Here is a 26,868-nt window from a genome sequence, read left to right on the forward strand (position 1 = left end):
TTATGCAACACTCGTGCCATAATGCAAAACAATAAATTATCTTGTTGATATTTAACTATTTTATGCAATTATGCCGTTAATTGCCAGCTGAATGATTTCCAGGCTAAGTGTCGCTAAAAAGCAACACCTTAACGACAACCCATCACACTCTATACAATTCAATGAGTTAAATGTCTCCTTTTGGAGACACCACGAATAGCGGATTGTCGCGGTTTTGCGACAGGCACAAAAAAGCCCGGTGGCGTTTTCGCGCACCGGGCCTGCTGTGGGAGTAGCGGTACGCTTAACCTAGCTGTTTACGCGCATTACGGAAGATACGCATCCACGGGCTGTCCTCGCCCCAGTTTTCCGGGTGCCAGGAGTTGCTCACGGTACGGAACACACGTTCCGGGTGCGGCATCATAATGGTCGCACGACCGCTTTCGCTGGTCACCGCAGTGATACCGTTCACCGAACCGTTCGGGTTAGCCGGGTAGGATTCTGTCACCTTGCCGAAATTATCGACAAAGCGCAGCGCCACCAGGCCTTTGCTTTCAAGCTGAGCCAGATGAGCTGCATCGCGCACTTCAACCTGGCCTTCGCCATGGGAAACGGCGATTGGCATCTGAGACCCTACCATGCCCTGCAGCAGCAGAGACGGGCTTTGGGTCACTTCCACGAGGCTGAAACGCGCTTCAAAGCGGTCAGACTGGTTACGCACAAAGCGCGGCCAGGCTTCACTACCGGGGATCAGCTCGCGCAGGTTGGACATCATCTGACAGCCATTACATACGCCCAGCGCCAGCGTTTGCGGACGGTGGAAGAAGGTTTCAAACTCGTCGCGAACACGGCTGTTGAAGAGGATGGACTTCGCCCAACCCTCACCTGCCCCCAGCACGTCGCCGTAAGAGAAACCACCGCAGGCGACCAGCGCCTGGAAATCTTCCAGACCGGTACGCCCGGCCAGCAGGTCGCTCATGTGAACGTCGATGGCATCAAAGCCCGCACGGTAGAAGGCAGCAGCCATCTCAACGTGGGAGTTGACGCCCTGCTCACGCAGTACGGCCACTTTCGGACGCGCGCCGGTCGCAATGTACGGCGCGGCGATATCTTCGTTGATGTCGAAGGAGAGCTTCACGTTCAGGCCAGGATCGTTGTCGTTAGCCTTCGCGTTGTGTTCCTGATCGGCACACTCCGGGTTGTCACGCAGGCGCTGCATCTGCCAGGTGGTTTCAGCCCACCACATACGCAGGGTAGAACGGCTCTCGCTGAACACCGCGTGGCCATCCGCTTCAATGACAAAGCGGTCGCCCTGCACGGCTTTACCCAGATAATGCACGCAATCTGCCAGGCCGTGCTGAGCCAGTACGCTTTCAACCGCGTCACGATCTGCGGCACGCACCTGAATCACCGCGCCCAGCTCTTCGTTAAACAGCGCCGCCAGACGATCCTCGCCCAGCGTCGCGATGTTCGCTTCGACGCCGCAGTGGCCGGTGAAGGCCATCTCAGCCAGAGTAACCAGCAGGCCACCGTCGGAACGGTCGTGGTAGGCCAGCAGTTTACGCTGTGCCACCAGGGCCTGGATGGCGTCGTAGAAACCTTTTAACTGCGCCACATCACGCACATCTGCCGGCTTATCACCCAGCTGACGATAAACCTGCGCCAGCGCGGTCGCTCCCAGCGCGTTATGGCCTTTACCCAGGTCAATCAGCAGCAGGGCGTTATCTTCAGTCACCAGCTGTGGCGTCACGGTATGGCGCACGTCTTCTACGCGGGCAAACGCGGAGATGATCAGCGACAGCGGAGAGGTCATCTCGCGCTGCTCGTTACCCTCCTGCCAGCGGGTCTTCATCGACATGGAGTCTTTACCCACCGGAATGGTCAGGCCAAGTGCCGGGCAGAGCTCTTCACCCACCGCCTTCACGGCTTCATACAGGCCCGCATCTTCGCCCGGGTGGCCCGCTGCGGCCATCCAGTTCGCGGAAAGTTTGATACGTTTAATGTCGCCAATCTGCGTTGCGGCAATGTTGGTCAGTGCTTCACCAACGGCCAGACGAGCAGACGCGGCGAAGTCCAGCAGAGCGACCGGGGTACGTTCGCCCAGCGCCATCGCTTCACCGTAGAAGCTGTCGAGACTCGCGGTGGTGACGGCACAGTTAGCCACCGGGATCTGCCACGGGCCAACCATCTGATCGCGCGACACCATACCGGTCACGGTACGGTCGCCGATGGTGACCAGGAAGGTTTTCTCCGCCACGGCCGGCAGGTGCAGAACGCGATTGACCGCGTCAGCCACGGTAATACCCTGACGATCCAGCGCTTTGCCAGCTGCTTTACGGGTCTCAACGTCGCGGGTCATCTTCGGCGTTTTACCGAGCAGCACGTCCAGCGGCAGATCGATCGGCTGGTTGTCGAAATGGGTGTCGCTCAGGGACAGGTGCAGCGCTTCGGTCGCTTCACCGATGACGGCATACGGGGCACGCTCGCGGCGGCACAGCTCGTCAAACAGCGGCAGCTGATCGGCAGCGACGGCCAGAACATAACGTTCCTGGGATTCGTTACACCAGATTTCCAGCGGGCTCATGCCTGGCTCATCACTCAGGATGTCGCGCAGGTTGAAACGACCGCCACGACCACCGTCACTGACCAGCTCCGGCATTGCGTTGGACAGACCGCCCGCGCCTACGTCGTGAATAAAGAGGATGGGGTTGGCATCACCCAGCTGCCAGCAGCGGTCAATGACCTCCTGGCAACGGCGTTCCATCTCCGGGTTATCACGCTGTACGGATGCAAAATCGAGATCCGCATCAGACTGACCGGAGGTCATAGAGGAGGCAGCCCCGCCGCCCAGGCCGATGTTCATTGCCGGGCCACCCAGAACGATCAGCTTCGCACCAACTACGATCTCGCCTTTTTGCACGTGATCGGCGCGAATGTTACCGATCCCGCCAGCCAGCATGATCGGTTTGTGATAGCCGCGCAGCTCTTCGCCATTGTGGCTCTCCACTTTCTCTTCGTAGGTACGGAAGTAACCGTTCAGCGCAGGACGTCCAAATTCATTGTTGAACGCCGCCCCGCCCAGTGGGCCTTCGGTCATGATATCCAGCGCGGTCACAATACGTTCCGGCTTGCCGAAATCTTCTTCCCACGGCTGCTCAAAGCCCGGGATGCGCAGGTTGGAGACGGAGAAACCGACCAGACCGGCTTTTGGTTTAGCACCCCGTCCGGTTGCGCCTTCGTCGCGGATTTCCCCGCCAGACCCGGTCGCCGCACCAGGCCACGGCGAGATCGCCGTCGGGTGGTTATGCGTTTCGACTTTCATCAGGATATGCGCCGGCTCCTGATGGAAATCATAGCGCCCTGCTTCGCGATCGGCGAAGAAGCGGCCCACGTCAGAACCTTCCATCACCGCGGCGTTGTCTTTGTAGGCAGACAGCACGTGGTCAGGCGTTTTTTCCATGGTGTTTTTGATCATTTTGAACAGCGACTTCGGCTGCTCTTCACCGTCGATAATCCAGTCGGCGTTGAAAATCTTGTGACGGCAGTGCTCAGAGTTTGCCTGAGCGAACATGTAAAGTTCGATGTCGTTCGGGTTGCGGTTCAGCTTAACAAACGCATCCTGCAGGTAGTCAATTTCGTCTTCTGCCAGTGCCAGACCGAGACGCAGGTTGGCGTCAATCAGCGCCTGACGGCCCTGCCCCAGCAAATCGACGCTCTGTACCGGCGCAGGCTGATGGTGGGAGAAGAGTTTCTGCGCATCGTCCAGAGAGGCAAAGACACTCTCCATCATGCGGTCGTGCAGCTCAGCGGCAACGGTTTGCCACTGCGCATCGGTCAGGGTAGAGGCTTCAACGTAGTACGCCACGCCGCGCTCCAGACGGTTAATCTGGTTCAGACCACAGTTGTGGGCGATGTCGGTGGCTTTGGAAGACCAGGGGGAGATGGTGCCTGGACGAGGCGTCGCAAGGATCAGTTTGCCGGTTGGCGTATGGCTGCTCAGGCTTGGACCATATTTGAGCAGGCGTTCCAGCTGTACTCGCTCCTCTGCATTCAGGGGTGCATTCAGGTCAGCAAAATGGACATACTCAGCGTAAATATTGCTTACCGGAAGGTCGGCTGCCTGAAAACGTGCCAGCAGTTTATTGATACGGAAGGCAGACAGTGCAGGCGAACCACGCAGAATTTCCATCATAAGTCTCTCGTCTTCGAAGCGCCGGGGCGCTTACAGTGTGCGCAAGGGGGGAAAACGGGCGTCATTATAGAGAATCCTGAGCGTCGACGAAACCGTTTGCGTCGAAATAAAATCAACGTTTACGTTTAACAATAGATGTGACCTCTCTCTCTAATTTGTTGCCAAGTGGCGTAACTTTACGCAAAATGCCGCTCATTCAATGGCAAACCTTATTCTTAACATGGCTACAGCATACTGAGGCACCCGGCGTCGCAGAGAATTAACTAATTGAAAAAATTAAAGATTAATTATCTGCTCATCGGCATTGTAACGTTGCTGCTGGCAGTGGCCCTCTGGCCTTCCATCCCCTGGTTCGGTAAAGCCGAAAACCGTATCGCCGCCATACAGGAGCGGGGGGAATTGCGTGTCAGTACCCTCAACTCGCCGCTGATTTACAGCGACATTAACGGCAAAACGATTGGCCTGGATTATGAACTGGCGCAGCAGTTTGCCGACTATCTTGGCGTGAAGCTCAAAATTACCGTCCGTCAGAATATCAGCCAGCTGTTTGATGACCTGGATAACAACGATGCCGATATCCTTGCGGCCGGGCTGGTTTACAACAGCGAGCGCAGCAAGAACTATCAGCCAGGCCCAACCTACTACTCCGTTTCGCAACAGCTGGTCTACCGGGTCGGGAGCCTGCGCCCGCGAACGCTGGCGGCGATTAATGCTCAACAGTTGACCATCGCCCCGGGCCACGTCGTGATTGACGATCTGCGTGAGCTCAAGGAGAAGAAATTCCCGGACCTGAGCTGGACGGTTGATCCTAAGCTCGGTACGACTGAGCTGCTGGACCAGGTAAAAGATAAAAAACTGCCCTATACCATCGCTGATTCGGTCGCGATCAGCCTTTTCCAGCGCGTGCACCCCGAAATTGCGGTGGCGCTGGACGTGACAGACGAACAGCCGGTGACCTGGTTTAGCCAGCTTGATGACGATCAGACCCTCTCTGCGGCGATGCTCGATTTCTTCAACACCATCAATGAAGACGGTACGCTGGCGCGTCTGGAAGAGAAATACCTCGGCCACGGTGACGATTTTGATTACGTCGACACCCGAAGCTTCTTGCGCGCGGTCGATAGCGTGCTGCCAGACCTGCAGCCGTTATTTGAGAAGTATGCCCAGGAGATCGACTGGCGATTACTGGCAGCGATCTCTTATCAGGAATCCCACTGGGATACTCAGGCCACCTCGCCCACTGGCGTTCGCGGCTTAATGATGCTCACTAAAAATACCGCTCAGAGCCTTGGTCTGACCGACCGCACCGATGCAGAACAGAGCATCAGCGGCGGCGCACGGTATCTGCAGGATATGATGGGCAAAGTACCGGAGACGGTGCCTGAAGAGGAACGGATCTGGTTTGCACTGGCAGCCTATAACATGGGTTACGCGCACATGCTTGACGCGCGCGCGCTGACGGCGAAAACGAAAGGTAACCCGGACAGCTGGTCAGACGTAAAACAGCGCCTGCCGCTGCTGAGCCAGAAGCCGTGGTACAACAAGCTGACCTACGGTTACGCGCGCGGGCATGAAGCCTACGCCTACGTGGAAAATATCCGTAAATATCAGATTAGCCTGGTGGGTTATCTGCTGGAGAAGGAAAAAGAGGCGGCAGAAGCAAACCAACTGGCCCAGAGTTATCCGGTGGTGGCACCGGACGAACTTACTCGCCCGACAACTTCAATTCTGCCTTTTGTTGCTTTTTCTGCTGACGGCGCATTCGAAAGAAATCACTTAATAGCCCCGCACACTCTGGTGCAAGTACCCCACCGATAGTCTGCACCTGGTGGTTCATCCCCGGGTGTCCCAGTACGTCCATCAGCGAACCGGCCGCTCCGGTTTTTTCATCCCGCGCGCCAAAGACCAGCGTGCCGATACGGCTATGCACCATCGCGCCGGAACACATAACGCACGGCTCAAGCGTGACATACAGCGTGGTATCAAGCAGACGATAGTTTTGCAGCACCATTCCGCCCTGACGAAGGGCCATGATTTCAGCGTGCGCAGTCGGATCGTGACGGCCAATCGGGCGGTTCCACCCTTCCCCTATCACCTGGTTATTGTGGACAAGCACAGCACCCACGGGCACTTCCCCCTCGTCCCAGGCGCGCTGGGCAAGCGTAAGCGCATGGCGCATCCAGTATTCATGATCGCGTTCAGGGTTGCACAACGGTTGATACTCCAGTCTAAAAGCGGGCGGCATTATACACACCCGCTATAGATAAGACTATTCGAGTTGCTGAAGTTCGCCTGCGGGCGTGACGCGCCAGCGATGCTGGCAAAAATAGAGCAGTGGGTTGTCCTGCTTACTGTCGCTGTAGCCGCTGTAAAGACGCAGTGGCGTACCGATTCGCTTCTCCAGTTGCACCACCTTTTCATGTCCCAGGCAGCGCATGGTCAGTACCCATCCGCCGTACCCGCGGGTAATTTGCGTGGCGATAAGATTCACCCGCGGCAGCCACGGGGTATCATAATAGACCTGTTCCACCAGCGCTTGCGGGGATCCGGTAATCAACCAGATGTCGGCATCGTTCGCGTCGAGATAGCTGGTAAGCCTTGCCTGAACAACCGGAAACGCGGTCACATGTCCGCGAAACCAGTGCACAAAATCCTGCTGAAGCTGTTTAAGCCGCGCTTCGCTGCGTCCAAAGGTACAGCCCCAGAGCAACAGGCTCATTGGCCAGCGCGCTGCCCGGCCTTTTAGCAGCAGCGCAATGCCAATTACGGGTAACAGAGGTAATACGAGCAGCGCATTCAAAGGCTGACGCCGCAGCAGGTAGCGCATAAACGTACCAAACATATCCTGCTGATGCAGCGTACCGTCCAGGTCGAAAAAAACAACGCGACGCTCGTGATTTGCCAAACCTTACTCCTCTGGATCGTTGAATCCTAACAGCCAGGTAAACAGGAACCCGGCGATCACCGCTACCAGATAGCCTAACAGATAGAGCATAACTTTTCCGGTCACGATGGTGAGCGCCAGCGGCAGCCCGGAGATCCCGAAGGTGATCACCGTTGCCACTTTCCAGTAGCTGATCAGCGCTCCGCCTACCGCCCCTCCCAGGCAAGCACCGAGGAACGGTTTCCCCAGCGGCAGCGTGACGCCGAAAATCAGCGGCTCGCCAATTCCGAGTAATCCGACCGGCAGCGCACCTTTGATCACTTTTTTCAGCCGCGCGTTGCGGGTTTTCATCAGTACGGCAATCGCCGCCCCGACCTGCCCCACGCCAGCCATCGACAGGATGGGCAGCAGCGCGTTGTAACCGTGCGCCTGTACCAGCTCGACGTGGATCGGCACCAGCCCCTGATGCAGACCGGTCAGTACCAGCGGCAAGAAGGTGCCTGACAGCACGGCCCCCACTAACAGACCGCCGCGATCGATAGCCAGCGATGCGCCATGGGCGATGGCCTCAGAGATCCAGCCTCCCAGCGGTTGCAACGCCACAATAGCCACGCTGCCGGTGATCAACGTCGTTAACAGTGGATTGAGGATCAGCTCAATTGATCCAGGCAGGAGGGTGCGCAGTTTCTTCTCGATCCAGCACATCAGGATGACCACCAGCAGCACGGCAATCACCCCGCCGCGGCCAGGCTGGAGCGCCTCACCAAACAGGGTTATCTGCGCCAGTTGTGGGCTGGACAGAATACCTGCCATCACCCCGCCCATGGCCAGCGAGCCGCCAAAGACCTTCGCGGTGTTGACCCCCACCAGAATGTTCATGATGGCAAACACGGCGCTGCCGAAAATCCCGAGAATGCCTAATAAATTAGGATACTGGGTCGCGAAGTCCCCTACGATATCCGGACGCTTAAGAATATTGATGATCCCGGTGATTAAGCCAGAGGCAATAAACGCCGGGATCAGCGGAATAAAGACGTTGGCCAGTTGTCGCAGCGCATCGCTCATGGGGGCTTTGTATCGGGCCTTTGCCTGCGCCTTCGTACGTTCGACGTCATCGATCGCCACGCTCTCGCCGCCGACCATCAGCGCACGCATGGCATCCACAACCTGCGCCGCCTTTCCCGGCCCGACAATCAGCTGGTGCTGTTGCCCCTGTTTAACGTAACCACTCACGCCGGAAAGCTGCTTCAGACGCGGCACATCAAGCTGCTCGTCGTTATGTACCTCGACGCGCACGCGCGTCATGCAGTTTTCCAGACGCTGAATATTTTTTTCCCCACCGATCCCCTGCAGGATATCGCTGGCGAGCGCTGCTGTTTTGTCCATACACGCCTCTGTTAGTTTTCTAATGCCGCCCGTAAGAACCCGTTATGGGCATTGAGCCTTGCTCTGGCGGCCGCAGCGTCCAGTCCGCTCAGGATCATCAGAATGGCCGGTTTAACATCGTGATCGGTTTGTTTCAGTACCGCTTCCGCCTCTTCGCGGCTTGCTCCCGTCGCCTCCATGACCATACGGCAGGCTCTGTCCACCAGCTTGACGTTGGTCGCTTGCATATCCACCATCAGGTTCTGATAAACCTTGCCAAACTTCACCATCGCGCCAGTGGAGATCATGTTGAGCACCAGCTTTTGCGCGGTGCCGGATTTCAGACGCGTAGAGCCGGTTAACGCTTCCGGGCCGACAACCGGAGAGATAGCGATAGCAGCGACCTGCGCAATCGGCGAGCCAGGATTACAGGAAATCGCCACCGTGGTACAGCCCGTCTTGTTGGCATACTCCAGACCGCCGATAACGTACGGCGTACGCCCGGAGGCCGCCAGCCCAACAACCAGATCCTGAGCGGTCAGATTTAGCCCCTTCAGGTCATCCTCGCCGAGCTGTTTGTTATCTTCCGCCCCTTCCACGGCTTTCAGCAGCGCGCCAGGGCCGCCAGCAATCAACCCGACCACCAGACCGTGCGGCACACCAAACGTTGGCGGGCATTCAGAGGCATCCAGCACACCAAGACGCCCGCTGGTTCCGGCGCCCATGTAGATAATGCGACCACCGGCCTTCAGTGCTTCCGCCGCCGCATCGACAGCTTTCGCCACCTCGGGTAATGTCTCTTTCACTGCCTGCGCGACCAGCGTATCCTGTTGATTAAAACGGTTAACCAGCTCCAGGGTGCTGAGCGCATCCAGATCCATGGTTTGTGGGTTACGCGTTTCAGAAACAAGTGAGCCAAGATTCATCTTTTGTACCTCAAGAATTTTTAATTCATAATAATCTCACTATAATGGAATATAAAATTCATTCAGGCGAGCAAAATTCGTATTTGCGCAGACAATCACAATTTCGCCAGGAGAACCTATGAACTGTTTAATTCGCATTCGCCAGCGGTATGCAGGCTTTGCTCAAAGCGACAAAAAACTGGCGGATTTTCTGCTCTCTCAGCCCGACCATGCCCGCCATCTCAGCTCGCAGCAGCTGGCGAGCGAGGCCGGAGTGAGTCAGTCGAGCGTGGTAAAATTTGCCCAGAAGATTGGCTTTAAAGGCTTCCCGGCTCTCAAGCTGGCGATTAGCGAAGCCCTGGTGAGTAACCCCAATCCGCAGTCGATGCCGGTACATAATCAGATTCGTGGCGATGACCCGATGCGTCTGGTGGGAGAGAAGCTCATCAAAGAGAATGTCGCGGCCATGCATGCCACCCTTGATGTGAATACCGAAGAAAAATTACTGGAAAGCGTGGCGATGCTGCGTGCAGCGCGACGTATTATTTTGACCGGGATAGGCGCGTCCGGACTGGTGGCACGTAACTTTGGCTGGAAGCTGACAAAAATAGGTTACAACGCCATTGTCGAGCAGGATATGCACGCCCTGCTGGCGACCGTGCAGGCGATGGATGCTAACGATCTGCTGCTGGCGATCTCCTATTCCGGCGAACGCCGCGAGATCAATATGGCTACCGATGAAGCCTTACGCGTAGGCGGTAAGATTCTGGCCATCACCGGGTTTACTCCCAACGCGCTGCAGCAGCGGGCTACGCGCTGTTTATATACTATCGCGGAAGAGCAGGCCACGCGCAGCGCGGCGATCTCCTCGACAAGTGCGCAGATGATGTTGACCGACCTGCTGTTTATGGCCCTGGTGCAACAGGATCTGGAGCACGCGCCAGAGCGTATCCGGCACAGTGAAGAGCTGGTAAAAAAACTGGTTTGAACAGGTAATGAGCGTATAATGCCCGCCCTGTTTGTGTTGTTTCTGAGAATTTCCTGATGACGCTGTTAATCACCAAAAAATGCATCAATTGCGATATGTGCGAACCGGAATGCCCGAACCAGGCGATTTCGATGGGCGAGAGCATTTATGAGATTAACAGCGACCGCTGCACTGAATGCATCGGCCACTACGAAACGCCGACCTGTCAGAAAGTGTGCCCAATCCCCAATACCATCCTGAAGGATCCGGCACACGTCGAGAGCGAAGAGCAGCTTTGGGATAAGTTTGTCCTGCTGCATCACGCGGACAAACTTTAACTTTCGATAATCACCGTCGCGCAGGCGTAGTGGCGTTCATCGGCGAGCGTCACGTGCATGTGATTTACGCCGAGTTTCTCTGCCAGCGTTTGCGCCTCACCCCATAAACGCAGGCGCGGTTTACCCAGCTCATCGTTAAACACTTCAAACTGGTTAAACGCCAGACCGTTACGAATACCGGTGCCGAAGGCTTTGGCTGCCGCCTCTTTGACGGCAAAGCGCTTGGCCAGAAAACGTACCGGCTGCTGATGCGTCTCCCAGATGGCCCATTCGTTATCGCTCAACACGCGTCGTGCCAGGCGATCGCCGCTACGGGCGATCACCGCTTCAATGCGGGCTATTTCAACGATATCGGTGCCTAAGCCCAGAATAGCCATTACTGACGCGCTTCCAGCATCAGGCGTTTCATTTCTGAGACCGCCTCTTTCAGGCCACTCATTACCGCACGGCCAATAATAGCGTGGCCGATATTCAGCTCATGCATTTCTGGCAGGGCTGCAATGGCCTTGACGTTATGGTAGGTCAGGCCATGCCCGGCGTTAACTTTCAGCCCCAGGCTCGCGGCATAGGTGGCCGCATTGGCGATACGCTCCAGCTCTTTGGCCTGCGTAGTTTCGTCTTTCGCATCAGCGTAACAGCCGGTATGAATTTCAATATAGGGCGCGCCCACTTCGGCAGCCGCTTTGATCTGTGCTACATCGGCGTCGATGAACAGAGAGACCAGGATACCTGCCTCAGCCAGACGCTTGCAGGCATCACGCATTTTGTCGCGTTGACCCGCCACGTCCAGGCCCCCTTCGGTGGTCACTTCCTGACGTTTTTCCGGTACCAGGCAGCAGAAATGCGGCTTCGTCTCGCAGGCAATCGTCAGCATCTCTTCCGTGACCGCCATCTCCAGGTTCATGCGGGTGTCCAGCGTCTGACGCAAAATGCGCACATCGCGGTCGGTAATATGACGGCGGTCTTCACGCAGGTGAACGGTAATGCCATCGGCGCCAGCCTGCTCAGCGATGAACGCCGCCTGAACCGGATCGGGATAAGCCGTGCCGCGTGCATTACGCAGCGTGGCGATGTGATCAATGTTGACGCCTAACAGTAATTCAGCCATGACAATCCTCGGTATTTTAGTTCGTGTCCCTGCCTCCCTCTCCCTCAATGAGAGGGCTGGAGCGAGGGTCTGATACGTTAACGTTTCGGCATAAACTGCCTGAACAATTCGCGGCTCTTTAAGGGCTTGCCGCCAAGATACGGCTTGAGCGCAATCCGGGTAAAGCGTTTTGCTGCGCGAAGGGTATCCTGATCGGGAAACTCGCGCGCATACAGCGCTCTAAGCTGTCGCCCGGTAAAGGTGCTGTTATCTATCACAACGCTGGCGATAAAGCCTTTTTCTTCACGGTAGCGATAGGTCATCGCATCCTCTACCTCGTCTCCGCTCCCTGCACAATGCAAAAAATCGACCCCATAGCCCAGGTGTCCAAGCAGCGCCAGTTCAAAACGACGCAGGGCAGGTTCGGGCGTACCGGTAGCGCCGGCCAGCGCCTGGATACAGTGCAGGTAATCAAAGAAAAGTTCAGAGAAGCGAGTCTCATGCTCCAGAACACGTGAGATGAGTTCGTTGACATAGAGACCGCTGTACAGCGTGATACCAGAAAGGGGGAGCGCCAGAGAGACGGCTTCGGCACTGCGCAGGGTTTTGACTTCCCCACGCCCGCCGAAGCGTACCAGCAGCGGAGTGAAAGGCTGTAAGGCGCCCTTCAGGCCGGAGCGTTTGGAACGTGCGCCTTTAGCAACAAGGCGCACACGGCCCGACTCTTCCGTGAAAACGTCCAGCATAAGGCTGGTCTCGCTCCACGGACGGCTATGGAGGACAAAGGCACGCTGCCATCCATCCACGATGTTCAGTCTTAGACGTCGTCGCCGTAACCGAGGCTGCGCAATGCACGCTCATCATCGGCCCAGCCTGATTTCACCTTCACCCACAGTTCAAGGTGAACCGGGGCTTCAAACATGTCCTGCATGTCTCTGCGCGCTTCAATGCCGATGGTTTTGATCTTGGCACCTTTGTTGCCGATCACCATCTTCTTCTGCCCTTCACGCTCAACGAGGATCAGGCCGTTGATGTCATAGCCGCCGCGTTCGTTGGTCTGAAAACGTTCAATCTCAACCGTTACGGAGTACGGCAGTTCCGCGCCAAGGAAACGCATCAGTTTTTCACGGATGATCTCAGAGGCCATAAAGCGCTGAGAACGATCGGTGATGTAATCTTCCGGGAAGTGATGAATCGCTTCCGGCAGATGTTTGCGCACGATGCCTGCGATGGTATCGACGTTCAGACCGGTCTCGGCAGACAGCGGGACGATATCAAGGAAGTTCATCTGGCTTCCCAGCCACTGCAGGTGCGGCAGCAGATCGGCTTTTTCCTGCACGTTGTCCACTTTGTTGACCGCAAGGATCACCGGCGTTTTACCGTCGCGCAGTTTGTTCAGCACCATTTCGTCGTCAGGCGTCCAGCGGGTGCCTTCCACCACGAAAATCACCAGCTCTACGTCGCCAATCGAGCTGCTCGCCGCCTTGTTCATCAGGCGGTTGATGGCGCGCTTCTCTTCCATGTGCAGGCCCGGGGTATCAACGTAGATCGCCTGATAGGCGCCTTCCGTGTGGATACCGACGATGCGGTGACGCGTGGTCTGCGCCTTACGGGAAGTAATGGAAATTTTCTGCCCAAGCAGATTATTCAACAGGGTAGATTTGCCAACGTTCGGACGTCCGACGATAGCAATAAACCCGCAATACGTTTTTTCTTCGCTCATTCCAGCTCCAGCATTTTTAACGCCTGTTCGGCGGCAGCCTGTTCAGCCTTACGACGGCTAGAACCTGTGCCGACCACCGGTTCACTCAGGCCACTGACCTGGCAATGGATGGTAAATTCCTGATCGTGCGCTTCGCCCCGCACCTGTACCACCAGATAGGATGGCAGCGGGAGGTGGCGACCCTGCAAATATTCCTGCAGACGCGTTTTCGGATCTTTTTGTTTATCGCCCGGACTGATTTCGTCCAGACGGGTTTGATACCAGTTAAGGATCAGCTTTTCTACGGTCTGAATATCGCTGTCCAGGAACACACCACCAATTAATGCTTCGACCGTGTCGGCAAGAATAGATTCACGACGGAAGCCGCCGCTTTTCAGTTCACCCGGCCCAAGTCGCAGACATTCGCCCAGTTCAAATTCACGAGCGATTTCCGCCAGGGTATTACCCCGAACCAGCGTCGCGCGCATGCGGCTCATATCACCTTCGTCCACACGTGGGAAACGATGATAAAGCGCATTCGCGATCACGAAACTTAAAATAGAGTCACCCAGGAACTCGAGGCGCTCATTATGCTTGCTGCTGGCACTGCGGTGGGTTAATGCCTGTTGCAACAACTCCTGATGATGAAAAGTGTAGCCCAGCTTCCGTTGAAGCCGATTAATTACGATGGGGTTCATGCGATACCAGTAAATGAATGCGTCAAAAATGCAGCACACGAAACCGACCTGAGAAGACCAACGCGGTTTCGTGTGCCGTGGCACCCTTGCAGGGCCAACCTTAAACTTCGGGGGAATATTCTATACACAACGACAGGGGATGTCGTTAGTCCAAAGAGATTTATCGCTGAAATAATTCACGTAGCCGCTAATTAAAGCGGCTACGCGTTCATTTAATGAGAATTAATGGATCCCGCCGATACGATTCAGGCGAACGCCGGTCGGCCATTCGCCTTCCTGCTTCTCAAAACTCATCCAGATAGCGGTCGCTTTACCTACCAGATTCGCTTCCGGCACAAAGCCCCAGTAACGGCTGTCCGCGGAATTATCGCGGTTATCACCCATCATGAAGTAGTGTCCCGGTGGTACGATCCAACTGGCCAGCTGTTGGCCCGGCTGCCGGTAGTACATCCCCACTTGATCCTGCGCGATTGGCACGGTGAGGATACGGTGGGTCACATCACCCAGCGTCTCTTTACGTTCTACCAGGCGAATACCGTCCTCTTTGGTCTCGCCTTTGGGCACCTGGAAGAAACCGCTGGTCGCTTCACCGCCGTTACGGCGAGCAAAGGTCTGCACAAAATCACTTGGCTCAACGTTTGAGTAAGTGATTGGCAGCGCGTTTTCACACGCGGTACCGGAGCTGCAGCCAGGCTGAACGGTAACTTCTTTCGCCACCGGATCGTAGGTGACTTTGTCACCCGGCAGTCCCACGGCACGCTTGATGTAATCCAGACGCGGATCTTCCGGGTATTTAAACACCACGATGTCGCCACGTTTTGGATGACCGGTTTCGATCAGCGTTTTCTGGTAGATCGGATCTTTAATCCCGTAGGCAAACTTCTCAACCAGAATAAAATCGCCAATCAGCAGCGTTGGCATCATTGAACCAGACGGGATCTGGAACGGCTCGTAAATAAACGAGCGGACAACCAGCACAATCGCCAGCACCGGAAATACCGATGCCCCGGTTTCCAGCCAGCCCGGTTTCGGGCCGACTTTCTTCAGGGTTTTCGCGTCCAGCCCATCGCCAGTGGCTGCCTGTGCAGCAGCCTGACGTTCATGGCGTTTTGGGGCGAAAATAAACTTATCCAGACACCACAACAAACCTGTCACCAGGGTAGCAATGACCAGAATCAGGGCAAACATGTTCGCCATGCCAACTCCTTAGGGTTATTTGCCGTCTTTACCAACATGAAGGATGGCAAGGAATGCTTCCTGCGGCAGTTCGACGTTACCGACCTGCTTCATACGCTTCTTACCTTCTTTCTGTTTCTGCAGCAGCTTTTTCTTACGGCTGACGTCACCGCCGTAGCATTTCGCCAGAACGTTTTTACGCAGCTGTTTCACAGTAGAACGGGCAATAATGTGGTTACCGATGGCGGCCTGAATCGCGATATCAAACTGCTGACGCGGGATCAGCTCTTTCATCTTCTCAACCAGCTCACGGCCACGGTATGGCGCATTGTCGTTGTGAGTGATCAGTGCCAGCGCATCCACACGCTCGCCGTTGATCAGCACGTCCACACGCACCATGTTAGACGCCTGGAAGCGTTTGAAGTTGTAATCCAGTGACGCATAGCCACGAGAGGTAGACTTCAGACGATCGAAGAAGTCGAGGACCACTTCCGCCATAGGGATTTCGTACGTCAGCGCAACCTGATTACCGTGGTACACCATGTTGGTCTGTACGCCACGCTTCTCAATACACAGCGTAATAACGTTACCCAGGAACTCCTGCGGCAGCAGCATATGACACTCTGCAATGGGCTCGCGCAGTTCTTCGATATTGTTCAGCGGCGGCAGCTTGGACGGGCTATCGACGTAGACGATCTCTTTGTTGGTGGTCTGCACTTCGTACACAACGGTCGGTGCCGTGGTGATCAGATCCAGATCGTATTCACGCTCCAGACGCTCCTGGATGATCTCCATGTGCAGCAGACCAAGGAAGCCGCAGCGGAAGCCGAAGCCCAGCGCCGTGGAGCTTTCTGGTTCATAGAACAGGGAAGCATCGTTGAGGCTCAGCTTGCCGAGCGCATCACGGAAGTTTTCATAGTCGTCAGAGCTGACCGGGAACAGACCCGCGTAAACCTGCGGTTTAACCTTTTTAAAGCCTGGCAGCGCTTTGTCTGCCGGGTTACGTGCACCGGTCAGGGTATCGCCCACTGGCGCGCCGAGGATGTCTTTAATGGCGCAGACCAACCAGCCTACTTCGCCACATTTCAGCTCGGTACGGTCAACCTGTTTTGGCGTGAAGATACCCAGACGGTCAGCGTTGTAAACCTGGCCAGTACTCATTACCTTGATTTTGTCGCCTTTACGCATGGTGCCGTTTTTAATACGCACCAGCGAGACAACGCCCAGGTAGTTATCAAACCAGGAGTCGATGATCAGCGCCTGCAGCGGGGCATCCGGGTCACCTTCTGGTGCCGGGATATCACGCACCAGGCGTTCCAGCACGTCGGTCACGCCCACGCCCGTTTTAGCGGAGCAGCGCACCGCATCGGTCGCGTCGATGCCGACAATATCTTCAATCTCTTCCGCTACGCGCTCAGGATCGGCAGCTGGCAGGTCAATTTTGTTCAGAACCGGCACAACCTCGAGATCCATTTCCATCGCGGTGTAGCAGTTTGCCAGGGTCTGGGCTTCAACGCCCTGCCCGGCATCCACAACCAGCAGCGCGCCTTCACAGGCCGCCAGCGAGCGTGAAACTTCATAGGAGAAGTCAACGTGGCCTGGGGTGTCGATAAAGTTCAGCTGGTAGATTTCGCCATCAGCCGCTTTGTAATCAAGCGTAACGCTCTGCGCTTTGATGGTGATACCGCGTTCGCGTTCCAGGTCCATGGAGTCCAGAACCTGGGCTTCCATTTCACGATCAGACAGGCCACCGCAAATCTGGATAATACGGTCAGACAGCGTCGACTTACCGTGGTCAATGTGAGCAATGATCGAAAAGTTACGTATGTTCTTCATATAGTTAAATAATTATGCCTTACGAATTCCTGGAGGCCGCTGTTCTTAGCCTGACGTTTTTCAGTGCGAAAACGCCGCATTCTACACTACATCCCCGTTACCTGGAAATGTACTTAGCGCCAGGTATAGCGTGAAGAAATGGCGTTTTCTGTTTTAGGACGTAAAAAAGGCCAAAGCCCGATGGATCACCGGGCCTCAGAAGAGAGCGTCTCAACACGAAGCTGGTCGGGTGCTAGCCCAACGCTGAGAATAACAGGCTGCCACTCTTCGCGTGCGGCGAGCTTCGGGGAAAGAGCTTTGGCCAGCCAGAATCCCCCTACGCCGCCCAATGCCGCACCACACATGGCGGCCACATCGGTACCAAACAGCATCTGGAATACGCCGCCCATAACAAACAGCCCCACCAGCGGAGAGAGATAAACCAGCATGGCGGACGTGAGCAGGCTACCTTCTGCAATTCCCAGCTCCACCTTTTGCCCCACCATCAGCGGCCGATCGCTTGGCACGGAAATGGTATGCGAGGTTTGCGGCCCGAGCTTATTCAGCACGCGGCTACCGCAACCGGCTCTGGAAGCACAGCTATTGCATGAGGCCTTAACATCACAGCTCACCAGCGCAATGCCATTCTGCCACGATACGACCGTAGCCCACTCTTTAATCATTGTGCAGCCCTGAATTTAATGCTGTCGGAAATACGCTTCGCCGTTTGTGGCGGTAATTCACCCACAATGGTGATCTCTGCATTATCGCGAACCGTGGTGCTGACCGTCCTGCGTCCGGTACGAAGCATTTGTTCAGAACTGTTTGCCGATGCGCGGTTAATGTTCACCGAGAAACTGAACAAACCATCGGAATAAAGACGCGATTCAACCGGTGTTTCAATGGTTGGCAGTTGTCGGCGGCTGCTGGAGACTTCGCTAAACCCTTGCGGGATCCAGGAAGGAACCCAGTTGAAGTTGACGGAATCACCCGCCGGTACCGAAAGCAACGGCGGCAGGCTGGCTTTCGCCAGATTCTGCATGCTATTACCCACCTGATTGTTCACGCTAAAGGAGATAACGCGGAACTGTTCCAGCGTTTCACCATCACGGTCAAGCAGGTCTACACGCATTGGCAGCTTGGTTTCGGCGTCAATCCAGACGATATAGCTGTAGCGCGTTCCGTCACGGGCAACAACGCGGATCACCTCACACAGTCTGTCCGCAATGCGCGTACGCCCTACTGAAATGAAATCATAGTAAGGCGCAAGACGTTTGAAGTCGGTGTAGATAAGCGATGGCAGAGAATCGACGATATAATCGCCATTCAGCGTGAAAGGCTCCAGACCGGGTTCGAAATAACTGATTTCGTTACCACGCTGGACAACTTCCCGACGCGGGCCATCCATCTGTAAAAGCTGGGCGAGCGGCTGGTTATCAAGACGGGCATGGCGGTATCGTAACGACTCGACGCCCTGCTTATTGATACTGATAAATGCCAACTCGTAATTGAGTGACTGGCTGGCCAGATTCATTTGCTGCAACAACGCCCCGGATGAAACATCAGCCGAGGCGTTGGCAGAGAAGAACAGGCTACCCGCCATCAGAGACATGGCGAACCAAAGTTGCTTCATTACTGCGATTGCGTTCCTAAAGTTTGGTTTCCGGGCACCTGCACAGCCGCTTGCTGGGTTTGTGCCTGCTCAAACTGAAGCTGTTCAGAGTGCAGACGCCGCTGCAACTCGTAATCCTGCAACATCGCATTAATGCGACGGCGTTGCTCCTGAACCTGCTGTTGCTGGCCGCCGCTGGCGGATGCATCAGCCGGAACACCCAAACTTACCGGGCTGGCTTTGCCCATCATCGGCAGTGTGTTGAACACTGGCGCTTCTGGCTGCTGATTAGTTTCAGACTGAGTATTATAGTGCTGGACGCCAACGATAACTGCAAGCGATACGCATGCAGCCACACCCATTTGGGTGAGCTGGCTGGCCCACGGACGCACCTTGTGCCAGAACGGCATTTTCTGCCACTGGTGAGGCGCAGGTTGAGCTTCAGGAATCAGCGGAGTGGTCTGACGGACAGGCTCATTTTCAATGGCCGCCATCACGCGAGCTGAGATATCGAAATGGAGAACCTCGCCGGTGTCACCGCGAAGGGTGTCACGGATGAGATGGTAACTCTCCCAGGTCTCTTGCATTTCGGGAGAATGAGACAGCTCGTTGAGCAGCTCACTATCCAGCGTTTCACCATCCATTAAAGCGGAAAGTTTTTCTTTCTGCATGCCTAATACCTTTTCCAGTATCCCGCTATCGTCAACGCCTGATAAGCGGTTGAACTTTATTATCAATTGCTTCTCGCGCACGGAAAATACGTGAACGTACCGTGCCGACCGGACAATCCATGATGGCGGCTATCTCTTCATAGCTCAGACCATCCAACTCCCGTAACGTAATTGCCATGCGTAAATCTTCCGGGAGCGACTCGATCGTGCGAAAAACGATTTGTCTCAGTTCTTCTGACAACATTAAGTTCTCAGGGTTCGAAATTTCTTTCAGCGCACCGCCACTTTCGAAGTTTTCGGCGTCGATTGCGTCCACATCACTTGAAGGCGGACGGCGACCCTGAGCGACCAGATAATTCTTTGCCGTATTGACCGCAATACGGTACAGCCAGGTATAAAAAGCACTATCTCCCCGGAATGAATCCAGCGCGCGATAGGCCTTAATAAAAGACTCTTGTACTACATCAGGCACATCGCCTGACGGTACATAGCGGGAAACCAGGCTCGCCACCTTATGCTGGTAGCGCACCACCAGTAAGTTAAAGGCTTTCTGATCTCCCTTCTGGACCCGTTCAACCAGGACCTGGTCCGTTAACTGCTCGCTCATCCGAGGTAATGTCTCCCCAAACCTAAATTCCACGCGTTATCGAAACGCCACTCTTAAAAAACCGCACTTTGAGCAAGCACCGAATTAGAGTGTCTGATCTTCAATAAGTTCCGTAACGCCTTTGTTTTTGTTCATCGCGCCGCAGACTGTTCATTTTCTCTCATTATAAGTCTGTTCACGATACGCACCACTTTATGACAAGAAACATCTCTTTTCCCGCCAGAAGAGTAACGCAACCCAGTCTTTATTTCACCACAAAATCTGACGCTAACGATCTGCTTCGCAAAATATTTTCTTTCTTTTACGTGGTTTTAATCCTCCGCCTCGAGTTTAGCGGTTACAACTCACATCAAAAAAAACGTGCGATATCTCGCATTCGGATGCTATTCTGACCAAACACTGTTTAGTAAATTAAACAAAAATCATGAACACAACACCTGAACTGCATTGTGATGTACTGATCATCGGTAGCGGCGCTGCCGGTCTCTCCCTGGCACTGCGTCTGGCCGAACATCAGAGCGTTATCGTTCTGAGCAAAGGGCCGATAAGTGAAGGTTCTACGTTTTATGCCCAGGGCGGTATTGCCGCCGTGTTTGACGAGACAGACAGCATTGCGTCGCATGTCGACGATACGCTGATTGCCGGGGCCGGGATCGTGGATGCGCATGCCGCAGAGTTTGTGGCCAGTAATGCCCGTCATTGCGTGCAGTGGTTGATCGATCAGGGCGTATTATTTGATACACAGGTGCAGCCAAACGGTGAAGAGAGCTACCACCTGACCCGCGAAGGCGGGCATAGCCACCGCCGTATCCTGCATGCCGCAGACGCTACCGGTAAAGAAGTCGAAACCACGCTGGTCAGCAAAGCCCTCAGCCATCCTAACATTCGGGTCCTTGAGCGCAGCAATGCCGTTGACCTGATTATTTCCGACAAGATTGGCCTTCCGGGTACACGTCGTGTCGTGGGTGCCTGGGTCTGGAATCGCAATAAAGAGAAGGTTGAGACCTGTCAGGCGAAGGCCGTGGTGCTGGCGACTGGCGGTGCATCCAAAGTGTATCAGTATACCACCAACCCCGATATTGCCTCCGGAGACGGGATCGCCATGGCCTGGCGCGCCGGTTGTCGCGTGGCAAACCTTGAATTCAACCAGTTTCACCCGACCGCCCTGTTCCATCCTCAGGCGCGTAATTTCCTGCTGACGGAAGCCCTGCGCGGTGAAGGCGCATACCTGAAACGTCCTGACGGCTCCCGCTTTATGCCGGACTTTGACCCCAGGGGCGAGCTGGCACCGCGCGATATCGTTGCCCGCGCCATCGACCATGAAATGAAGCGTCTTGGCGTGGACTGCATGTATCTGGACATCAGCCATAAGCCGGCAGAGTTTATCCGCCAGCATTTCCCGATGATCTACGAAAAGCTGCTGGGTCTGGGGATTGATTTAACCCGCGATTCGGTGCCCATCGTGCCTGCCGCCCACTATACCTGCGGGGGCGTAATGGTTGACGATCATGGTCGCACCGATGTGGATGGCCTGTATGCTATCGGTGAAGTAAGTTATACCGGGCTTCATGGCGCGAACCGGATGGCGTCGAACTCACTGCTGGAGTGTCTGGTTTACGGCTGGTCTGCCGCGGAAGATATCACGAAGCGCATGCCTTACGCCCGTCAGACTGAAAACCTGCCTGCATGGGATGAAAGCCGCGTGGAGAACCCGGATGAGCTGGTCGTTATTCAGCATAACTGGCACGAACTGCGGCTGTTTATGTGGGACTACGTCGGGATTGTGCGGACCACGAAACGTCTTGAACGCGCATTACGCCGTATCACGATGCTGCAGCAGGAAATCGATGAATATTATGCCAATTTCCGCGTATCCAATAATCTGCTGGAGCTGCGCAATCTGGTTCAGGTTGCCGAATTGATTGTTCGCTGCGCGATGATGCGCAAAGAGAGCCGCGGTTTGCACTATACCCTCGACTACCCCGATCAACTGGCCGAGTCCGGCCCGTCGATCCTCTCCCCGCAGGTTCACATAAACAGATAAAACGCCTGGGTCAGAGCGGTGTAATCTTCGGAATAACGCTGGTCTGGCCCACGGATCACCATTCGGTCGTTAAAGCATTCACCTTCTTTGGGTGAGAGCGCCAGCAGCACGCGGTGCGGCAATCGCCCTTCGGTATCTGCAATATCAGTGCGTAAACGTAATTTCCAGCCAATCTCTTGCGCTATGCCAATAAACGCATTGCCGGTGCTTTCTGGCAGAACCACGCAGAAAAACCCTTCTTCTGAAATAAGCTCTGCGGCACTGATCAGCAGCGCCTTATGGTCGAGAGAGCCGGTATAACGGGCCTGTTCACGCTCAGGCGTTCCGCACTCAACTCCGGGCGTGTAGTAGGGAGGATTGCTGACAATCAGGTCGTAACGCGCGGTTTGCTCCGGCGTCCAGTCGAGCACATCTGCACATTCAACGTTAATCCGGGCGGCCCACGGAGATTCAGCCGCATTTTCACTCGCCTGCTCCGCCGCCTGCGCATCCAACTCCACCGCATCTATGGTGACATGCGCTTCGGTACGTTGCGCCAGCATCAGCGCCAACAGTCCGCTGCCCGTCCCAATATCCAGAATACGCTTTACACCTGCGACAGGTGCCCAGGCACCCAGTAAAATACCGTCTGTACCGACTTTCATGGCACAGCGATCGTGAGCGACAAAAAATTGTTTAAACGTAAAACCATCGCGGCGCAACTGCGCTTTGAGTTGAGACATGTCAGGGCAACCTTCTAAGTGAAACTGGAGTAGCATAGGGGAAAGCGAAGTGGCCGCAAAGCGATATCCATACAAACAGATGAAGATTACAGCCGTAACGTCTATAATCAGCGCCCCACACAGAGGTAGAACATGACTGTAACGACTTTTTCCGAACTTGAACTCGATGAAAGCCTGCTCAATGCACTTGAGAGCAAAGGCTTTACACGCCCGACCGCCATTCAGGCAGCGGCCATTCCGCCTGCGCTTGAGGGCCGCGATGTGCTCGGTTCTGCGCCAACCGGCACGGGGAAGACAGCGGCTTACTTGCTGCCTGTGTTGCAGCATCTGCTCGATTTTCCACGTAAAAAATCAGGCCCGCCGCGTATTTTGATCCTGACGCCGACGCGCGAGCTGGCGATGCAGGTTGCCGATCACGCCCGCGAGCTGGCGGCCAATACCCATCTGGATATCGCCACGATCACTGGCGGCGTTGCGTATATGAACCACGCCGAAGTGTTCAGCGAAAATCAGGACATCGTCGTTGCGACGACCGGTCGCCTGCTGCAGTACATTAAAGAAGAGAACTTCGACTGCCGCGCGGTAGAAACACTGATTCTGGATGAAGCTGACCGCATGCTGGACATGGGCTTCGCGCAGGATATCGAACATATCGCGGGTGAGACACGCTGGCGTAACCAGACGATGCTGTTCTCTGCCACCCTTGAAGGGGACGCGATCAAAGACTTCGCAGAGCGCCTGCTGGAAGATCCGGTGGAAGTTTCCGCGACGCCGTCCACGCGCGAGCGCAAGAAGATCCACCAGTGGTATTACCGTGCAGATAACCTTGAACACAAGGTTGAGTTACTTAAGCACCTGCTGAAGCAGGACGATGCCACCCGTACCATCGTCTTTGTGCGTAAGCGCGAGCGTGTGCATGAACTGGCTGAAATGCTGCGTAATGCCGGAATCAATAACTGCTATCTCGAAGGCGAGATGGCGCAGGTTAAGCGTACCGAAGGGATTAAACGCCTGACTGATGGTCGCGTGAACGTGCTGGTCGCAACAGACGTTGCTGCACGCGGGATCGACATTCCGGACGTCAGTCACGTCATTAACTTCGATATGCCACGCAGCGGCGACACCTATCTGCACCGCATTGGCCGTACCGGCCGTGCCGGACGCAAAGGTATCGCGATCTCTCTGGTCGAAGCGCATGACTACCTGCTGCTGCAGAAAATTGGCCGCTACGTTGATGAGCCACTGAAAGCACGCGTTATTGATGAGCTTCGCCCGACCACACGTGCACCGAGTGAAAAAATGACGGGCAAACCGTCTAAAAAAGCGCTCGCAAAACGTGCTGAGAAAAAAGAGAAAGAAAAAGAGAAGCCGCGCGTGAAGCAGCGCCACCGCGATACCAAGAATATTGGTAAACGCCGTAAACCAAGCTCTGCCGCACCAGAGACGAAAACTGAAGAGTAAAAAAAAGCCGGGGAAAACCCCGGCTTTTTTATTCCACCCCCGAGACTGAAACCTTACAGGCTTTCAGTAAAGGTACGCGCAATAACGTCGCGCTGCTGTTCCGGGGTCAGAGAGTTAAAACGTACTGCATAACCTGATACACGAATGGTCAGCTGTGGGTATTTTTCCGGGTGCTTAACCGCATCTTCCAGCGTTTCACGACGCAGCACGTTCACGTTCAGGTGCTGACCACCTTCAACGCGCACTTCCGGTTTTACTTCCATTGGGATTTCACGGTATTCGATTTCGCCCAGTTTGTTCACCGGAACGATTTCATCTTCAGCAAAACCCGCTTTCGCTACTACACAGCGCGCTTCATTTTTCTCGCTGTCCAGCAGCCAGAAAGAGTTGAGCAGGTCGTCATTTGCAGCTTTAGTAATCTGGATACCTGTAATCATGTGTTGCCTCCCTTAGGCTACATTAACTGGTGTCGGCCTCGCGCGGCCAATTGGTAAAACCATTGTTTCTTGTGTGTATATATATCACTCGCACCCCGGTCATTTATTGATTTAAATCAACAAAAACACCAACCACACAAAGAGTGTGGTTTGATTTTATTGTTCCAGATCAATTTCATTGCTTTGCCAGCTCAACTCCTTTCGCATCTATTCAAAATAAATTGAATGACTTACGGTGATTTTATGCCTGGGATTTTGCACCCCGGGTTTTAGCGGTTAAGCTAGGCGCAGAATGTGATTCGCAGGAGAGCGAGATGACGACACCGTTGACCTGGCACGATGTGCTGGCAGAAGAGAAACAGCAGCCCTATTTTATTAACACCCTCAGCACCGTTGCGGCAGAGCGGCAGTCTGGCCAGACGATTTATCCGCCACAAAAAGATGTTTTCAACGCGTTTCGCTATACCGAACTCAGCGATGTGAAAGTTGTTATCCTCGGCCAGGATCCTTACCACGGACCGGGACAGGCTCACGGGCTTGCTTTCTCTGTACGTCCTGGGGTTGCTATCCCCCCTTCGCTTCTGAACATGTACAAAGAACTCGAAAAGACCGTGCCCGGGTTTACCCGGCCCACGCATGGTTATCTGGAAAGCTGGGCGCGCCAGGGCGTGCTGTTACTGAATACGGTACTCACCGTACGTGCCGGTCAGGCACATTCTCACGCCAGCCTGGGCTGGGAAACCTTTACCGATAAAGTCATCAGCCTTATCAACGAGCATCGTGAAGGGGTGGTGTTTTTACTGTGGGGTTCCCACGCGCAGAAGAAAGGGGCGATCATCGACAGGCAGCGTCATCATGTCCTGAAGGCACCGCATCCGTCACCGCTGTCAGCGCATCGTGGTTTCTTTGGTTGTAATCATTTTGTTCTGGCGAACGAGTGGCTGGAAAAACGTGGCGAAACGCCAATTGACTGGATGCCAGTGTTACCGGCTGAGAGTGAGTAACGCAGCGGATGTGCCCGTTTTAGCGGGCACACCCGATGCACAGTCTTATGCTTTATTCTGACGCCACCATTCCGCCAGCAGTACGCCAGTCGCAACGGAAACGTTCAGACTTTCAACATTGCCTGTACCGTCGATAGAGACGCTCAGATCCGCGCTGGAAAGCGCAGCATCCGACAGGCCATCACGCTCCTGACCCAGCACCAGCACCATTTTACGCGGCAGTGTGGCTTTAAACAGCGGCGTAGCGGCATGGCTGGAGGTTGTGACGATGGCATATCCCGCATTACGGAACTGCTCAATAGCATCCAGAACGCTGTCGCCGGTGATCGGCTGAACATGCTCTGCCCCGCCCTCTGCGGTACGGATCGCGGCACCCGATTCCAGCAGCGCGGCATCCTGTAACAGCACGCCTTTCACGCCAAAGTGCGCGCAGCTACGCATCATTGCACCCAGATTATGCGGGTTGCCCACATCTTCAAGTGCCAGCACGCAGTCATCGGCTTCCGCCTGGCTAACCCACTGCTGTACGGTAGTCCCGTTACGTTTTTTGATCAGGAAGCACACGCCACCGTGGTGTTCAGTGCCTGATGCTTTCGTCAGCTCAGCGTCATCCACCACATGGTAGGCTTTACGGTTTGCCGCCATCCAGCGCAGCGCTTCTTTAAAGCGCGGGGTTACGCTCTGGATAAACCATGCGCGAACGATGCACTCAGGACGGCTCTGGAACAGCGCCTGGCAGGCATTCTCGCCATAGACTCGGGTCTCTTCTGCACGCTGACGGCGCAGCACTTCCGGGTCAATAAAGCTTTTCCCGCTGATACCACCGTGATCGGCTTTTTCAGGCGCCTCTTCACCAGGGGCACGAGAAACGGTACGCCAGGGGGATGAACCCTCGCGCGAGAAATCATCGCGTTTGCGATCGTCACGCTTGCGGTCATCACGTTTGCGGTCATCACCGCGGTTATTTCTGTCATCGCGGGCGGGGCGACGGCCACCGTCTGCACGAGAAGACGCCGGACGCCCGCCACCTTTTCCGGTACGCGGATTTTGGGTGCGTTTATCAGAGTCATCATCACTGCGGACATACATCACTTTGACCTTGCCGCTTTTGTTTTTCATTTCGTCGTTCATGCTTTTCTCCACCAGCGCTGCGCGAAGCGCGCAGATTACCCGATGTGCAAGCTCATAGCCATAAATTCGTA

General features: G+C 55.2%; 25 protein-coding genes. 6 read left to right on the forward strand and 19 right to left on the reverse strand.

All coding sequences use genetic code 11. The annotated features are described in order from the left end of the window. Nucleotides 1-283: 283 nt before the first annotated feature. Entirely contained in the window at nt 284-4,171 is a 3,888-nt protein-coding gene (purL, locus tag L462_RS10835; protein ID WP_032678701.1) for a phosphoribosylformylglycinamidine synthase, read from the reverse strand. A 267-nt stretch (nt 4,172-4,438) separates the two neighbouring features. On the opposite strand from purL, the gene mltF reads away from it, so the two are divergent. Continuing rightward, nucleotides 4,439-5,989 (forward strand): membrane-bound lytic murein transglycosylase MltF, encoded by a 1,551-nt coding sequence (mltF, locus tag L462_RS10830; RefSeq protein ID WP_014171200.1) that lies wholly within the window; start codon nt 4,439-4,441, stop codon nt 5,987-5,989. On the opposite strand, the gene tadA is transcribed toward mltF, so the two are convergent. From tadA to murQ, 4 genes are read right to left on the reverse strand one after another with little or no spacing between them, the layout of a single operon-like run. Further along, nucleotides 5,877-6,416 (reverse strand): tRNA adenosine(34) deaminase TadA, encoded by a 540-nt coding sequence (gene tadA, locus L462_RS10825; RefSeq protein WP_020883010.1) that lies wholly within the window; start codon nt 6,414-6,416, stop codon nt 5,877-5,879. The two genes, mltF and tadA, sit on opposite strands and share 113 nt — an antisense overlap. Nucleotides 6,417-6,440: 24 nt before the next feature. Then, entirely contained in the window at nt 6,441-7,076 is a 636-nt protein-coding gene (yfhb, locus tag L462_RS10820; protein ID WP_020883009.1) for a phosphatidylglycerophosphatase C, read from the reverse strand. Between the two features lie 3 nt (nt 7,077-7,079). Continuing rightward, nucleotides 7,080-8,441: a PTS transporter subunit EIIC gene (locus L462_RS10815; protein WP_014171204.1), complete on the reverse strand. Its 1,362-nt coding sequence runs from the start codon at nt 8,439-8,441 to the stop codon at nt 7,080-7,082. A gap of 11 nt (nt 8,442-8,452) precedes the next feature. Then, nucleotides 8,453-9,346, reverse strand: a complete 894-nt coding sequence (gene murQ / locus L462_RS10810; protein ID WP_014171205.1) for an N-acetylmuramic acid 6-phosphate etherase — start codon at nt 9,344-9,346, stop codon at nt 8,453-8,455. 118 nt (nt 9,347-9,464) lie between these two features. Here murQ and L462_RS10805 point away from each other — a divergent pair, with 118 nt between their 5' ends. Then, nucleotides 9,465-10,313 (forward strand): MurR/RpiR family transcriptional regulator, encoded by an 849-nt coding sequence (locus tag L462_RS10805; protein ID WP_014171207.1) that lies wholly within the window; start codon nt 9,465-9,467, stop codon nt 10,311-10,313. Nucleotides 10,314-10,369: 56 nt separating this feature from the next. Continuing rightward, the gene (locus L462_RS10800) at nt 10,370-10,630 is read left to right on the forward strand and encodes a YfhL family 4Fe-4S dicluster ferredoxin (RefSeq protein WP_032678702.1); all 261 of its coding nucleotides are present in this window, start codon (nt 10,370-10,372) and stop codon (nt 10,628-10,630) included. On the opposite strand, the gene acpS is transcribed toward L462_RS10800, so the two are convergent. The 11 genes from acpS to rpoE all read right to left on the reverse strand — a co-directional run bounded on the left by acpS (nt 10,627) and on the right by rpoE (nt 19,998). After that, the gene (acpS, locus tag L462_RS10795; RefSeq protein WP_014171209.1) at nt 10,627-11,007 is read right to left on the reverse strand and encodes a holo-ACP synthase; all 381 of its coding nucleotides are present in this window, start codon (nt 11,005-11,007) and stop codon (nt 10,627-10,629) included. The two genes, L462_RS10800 and acpS, sit on opposite strands and share 4 nt — an antisense overlap. Continuing rightward, nucleotides 11,007-11,738 carry a pyridoxine 5'-phosphate synthase gene (gene pdxJ, locus L462_RS10790; RefSeq protein ID WP_014171210.1) on the reverse strand — a complete coding sequence of 244 codons (732 nt, stop codon included), beginning with the start codon at nt 11,736-11,738 and terminating at the stop codon, nt 11,007-11,009. Before pdxJ ends, acpS begins: the two co-directional genes overlap by 1 nt. Nucleotides 11,739-11,815: 77 nt before the next feature. Next, the gene (recO, locus tag L462_RS10785) at nt 11,816-12,523 is read right to left on the reverse strand and encodes a DNA repair protein RecO (protein WP_014171211.1); all 708 of its coding nucleotides are present in this window, start codon (nt 12,521-12,523) and stop codon (nt 11,816-11,818) included. Nucleotides 12,524-12,534: 11 nt separating this feature from the next. Next, on the reverse strand, nt 12,535-13,440 hold the full coding sequence (gene era, locus L462_RS10780) for a GTPase Era (RefSeq protein ID WP_014171212.1): 906 nt from the start codon (nt 13,438-13,440) through the stop codon (nt 12,535-12,537). Next, nucleotides 13,437-14,117, reverse strand: coding sequence for a ribonuclease III (rnc, locus tag L462_RS10775; protein ID WP_003860711.1), 681 nt, complete (start codon nt 14,115-14,117; stop codon nt 13,437-13,439). Before rnc ends, era begins: the two co-directional genes overlap by 4 nt. A 222-nt stretch (nt 14,118-14,339) precedes the next feature. After that, complete coding sequence (gene lepB / locus L462_RS10770) at nt 14,340-15,314, reverse strand: signal peptidase I (protein WP_014171215.1); 975 nt, start codon at nt 15,312-15,314, stop codon at nt 14,340-14,342. A gap of 15 nt (nt 15,315-15,329) precedes the next feature. After that, nucleotides 15,330-17,129 carry a translation elongation factor 4 gene (gene lepA, locus L462_RS10765; protein ID WP_014171216.1) on the reverse strand — a complete coding sequence of 600 codons (1,800 nt, stop codon included), beginning with the start codon at nt 17,127-17,129 and terminating at the stop codon, nt 15,330-15,332. A gap of 185 nt (nt 17,130-17,314) precedes the next feature. Next, nucleotides 17,315-17,791, reverse strand: a complete 477-nt coding sequence (gene rseC, locus L462_RS10760) for a SoxR-reducing system protein RseC (RefSeq protein ID WP_014171217.1) — start codon at nt 17,789-17,791, stop codon at nt 17,315-17,317. Then, nucleotides 17,788-18,741, reverse strand: coding sequence for a sigma-E factor regulatory protein RseB (gene rseB / locus L462_RS10755; RefSeq protein ID WP_014171218.1), 954 nt, complete (start codon nt 18,739-18,741; stop codon nt 17,788-17,790). The genes rseC and rseB overlap by 4 nt, the downstream gene beginning before the upstream one ends. Further along, nucleotides 18,741-19,391, reverse strand: coding sequence for an anti-sigma-E factor RseA (gene rseA / locus L462_RS10750; protein WP_025203448.1), 651 nt, complete (start codon nt 19,389-19,391; stop codon nt 18,741-18,743). The genes rseB and rseA overlap by 1 nt, the downstream gene beginning before the upstream one ends. A 31-nt stretch (nt 19,392-19,422) precedes the next feature. After that, nucleotides 19,423-19,998 carry an RNA polymerase sigma factor RpoE gene (gene rpoE, locus L462_RS10745; RefSeq protein WP_006176728.1) on the reverse strand — a complete coding sequence of 192 codons (576 nt, stop codon included), beginning with the start codon at nt 19,996-19,998 and terminating at the stop codon, nt 19,423-19,425. Between the two features lie 424 nt (nt 19,999-20,422). On the opposite strand from rpoE, the gene nadB reads away from it, so the two are divergent. Then, nucleotides 20,423-22,042 (forward strand): L-aspartate oxidase, encoded by a 1,620-nt coding sequence (gene nadB / locus L462_RS10740; protein WP_020883000.1) that lies wholly within the window; start codon nt 20,423-20,425, stop codon nt 22,040-22,042. On the opposite strand, the gene L462_RS10735 is transcribed toward nadB, so the two are convergent. Continuing rightward, a complete protein-coding gene (locus L462_RS10735) occupies nt 22,027-22,764 on the reverse strand; it encodes a tRNA(1)(Val) (adenine(37)-N(6))-methyltransferase TrmN (RefSeq protein ID WP_032678703.1) in 738 nt (245 codons plus the stop codon). The two genes, nadB and L462_RS10735, sit on opposite strands and share 16 nt — an antisense overlap. A gap of 132 nt (nt 22,765-22,896) precedes the next feature. Here L462_RS10735 and srmB point away from each other — a divergent pair, with 132 nt between their 5' ends. After that, nucleotides 22,897-24,225, forward strand: coding sequence for an ATP-dependent RNA helicase SrmB (srmB, locus tag L462_RS10730; protein WP_020882998.1), 1,329 nt, complete (start codon nt 22,897-22,899; stop codon nt 24,223-24,225). 53 nt (nt 24,226-24,278) lie between these two features. Here the strand turns inward: srmB and grcA are convergent, their stop codons facing one another. After that, entirely contained in the window at nt 24,279-24,662 is a 384-nt protein-coding gene (grcA, locus tag L462_RS10725; protein WP_013098327.1) for an autonomous glycyl radical cofactor GrcA, read from the reverse strand. Between the two features lie 314 nt (nt 24,663-24,976). Here grcA and ung point away from each other — a divergent pair, with 314 nt between their 5' ends. After that, nucleotides 24,977-25,666: a uracil-DNA glycosylase gene (ung, locus tag L462_RS10720; protein WP_025203444.1), complete on the forward strand. Its 690-nt coding sequence runs from the start codon at nt 24,977-24,979 to the stop codon at nt 25,664-25,666. A 45-nt stretch (nt 25,667-25,711) separates the two neighbouring features. On the opposite strand, the gene L462_RS10715 is transcribed toward ung, so the two are convergent. Then, on the reverse strand, nt 25,712-26,797 hold the full coding sequence (locus L462_RS10715; protein WP_032678704.1) for a tRNA/rRNA methyltransferase: 1,086 nt from the start codon (nt 26,795-26,797) through the stop codon (nt 25,712-25,714). Nucleotides 26,798-26,868: the final 71 nt, after the last annotated feature.

This window comes from Enterobacter sp. BIDMC 26, from assembly GCF_000534435.1.
Classification (GTDB): Bacteria; Pseudomonadota; Gammaproteobacteria; order Enterobacterales; family Enterobacteriaceae; genus Enterobacter; species Enterobacter ludwigii.

Bases quoted from the DNA above. Each gene is read 5' to 3' on its own strand.
- purL (WP_032678701.1), bottom strand. From the start codon at position 4,171: ATGATGGAAATTCTGCGTGGTTCGCCTGCACTGTCTGCCTTCCGTATC.
- tadA (WP_020883010.1), bottom strand. From the start codon at position 6,416: ATGCCGCCCGCTTTTAGACTGGAGTATCAACCGTTGTGCAACCCTGAA.
- L462_RS10815 (WP_014171204.1), bottom strand. From the start codon at position 8,441: ATGGACAAAACAGCAGCGCTCGCCAGCGATATCCTGCAGGGGATCGGT.
- murQ (WP_014171205.1), bottom strand. From the start codon at position 9,346: ATGAATCTTGGCTCACTTGTTTCTGAAACGCGTAACCCACAAACCATG.
- L462_RS10805 (WP_014171207.1), top strand. From the start codon at position 9,465: ATGAACTGTTTAATTCGCATTCGCCAGCGGTATGCAGGCTTTGCTCAA.
- L462_RS10800 (WP_032678702.1), top strand. From the start codon at position 10,370: ATGACGCTGTTAATCACCAAAAAATGCATCAATTGCGATATGTGCGAA.
- acpS (WP_014171209.1), bottom strand. From the start codon at position 11,007: ATGGCTATTCTGGGCTTAGGCACCGATATCGTTGAAATAGCCCGCATT.
- pdxJ (WP_014171210.1), bottom strand. From the start codon at position 11,738: ATGGCTGAATTACTGTTAGGCGTCAACATTGATCACATCGCCACGCTG.
- era (WP_014171212.1), bottom strand. From the start codon at position 13,440: ATGAGCGAAGAAAAAACGTATTGCGGGTTTATTGCTATCGTCGGACGT.
- rnc (WP_003860711.1), bottom strand. From the start codon at position 14,117: ATGAACCCCATCGTAATTAATCGGCTTCAACGGAAGCTGGGCTACACT.
- lepB (WP_014171215.1), bottom strand. From the start codon at position 15,314: ATGGCGAACATGTTTGCCCTGATTCTGGTCATTGCTACCCTGGTGACA.
- lepA (WP_014171216.1), bottom strand. From the start codon at position 17,129: ATGAAGAACATACGTAACTTTTCGATCATTGCTCACATTGACCACGGT.
- rseC (WP_014171217.1), bottom strand. From the start codon at position 17,791: ATGATTAAAGAGTGGGCTACGGTCGTATCGTGGCAGAATGGCATTGCG.
- rseB (WP_014171218.1), bottom strand. From the start codon at position 18,741: ATGAAGCAACTTTGGTTCGCCATGTCTCTGATGGCGGGTAGCCTGTTC.
- rseA (WP_025203448.1), bottom strand. From the start codon at position 19,391: ATGCAGAAAGAAAAACTTTCCGCTTTAATGGATGGTGAAACGCTGGAT.
- rpoE (WP_006176728.1), bottom strand. From the start codon at position 19,998: ATGAGCGAGCAGTTAACGGACCAGGTCCTGGTTGAACGGGTCCAGAAG.
- nadB (WP_020883000.1), top strand. From the start codon at position 20,423: ATGAACACAACACCTGAACTGCATTGTGATGTACTGATCATCGGTAGC.
- L462_RS10735 (WP_032678703.1), bottom strand. From the start codon at position 22,764: ATGTCTCAACTCAAAGCGCAGTTGCGCCGCGATGGTTTTACGTTTAAA.
- srmB (WP_020882998.1), top strand. From the start codon at position 22,897: ATGACTGTAACGACTTTTTCCGAACTTGAACTCGATGAAAGCCTGCTC.
- grcA (WP_013098327.1), bottom strand. From the start codon at position 24,662: ATGATTACAGGTATCCAGATTACTAAAGCTGCAAATGACGACCTGCTC.
- ung (WP_025203444.1), top strand. From the start codon at position 24,977: ATGACGACACCGTTGACCTGGCACGATGTGCTGGCAGAAGAGAAACAG.
- L462_RS10715 (WP_032678704.1), bottom strand. From the start codon at position 26,797: ATGAACGACGAAATGAAAAACAAAAGCGGCAAGGTCAAAGTGATGTAT.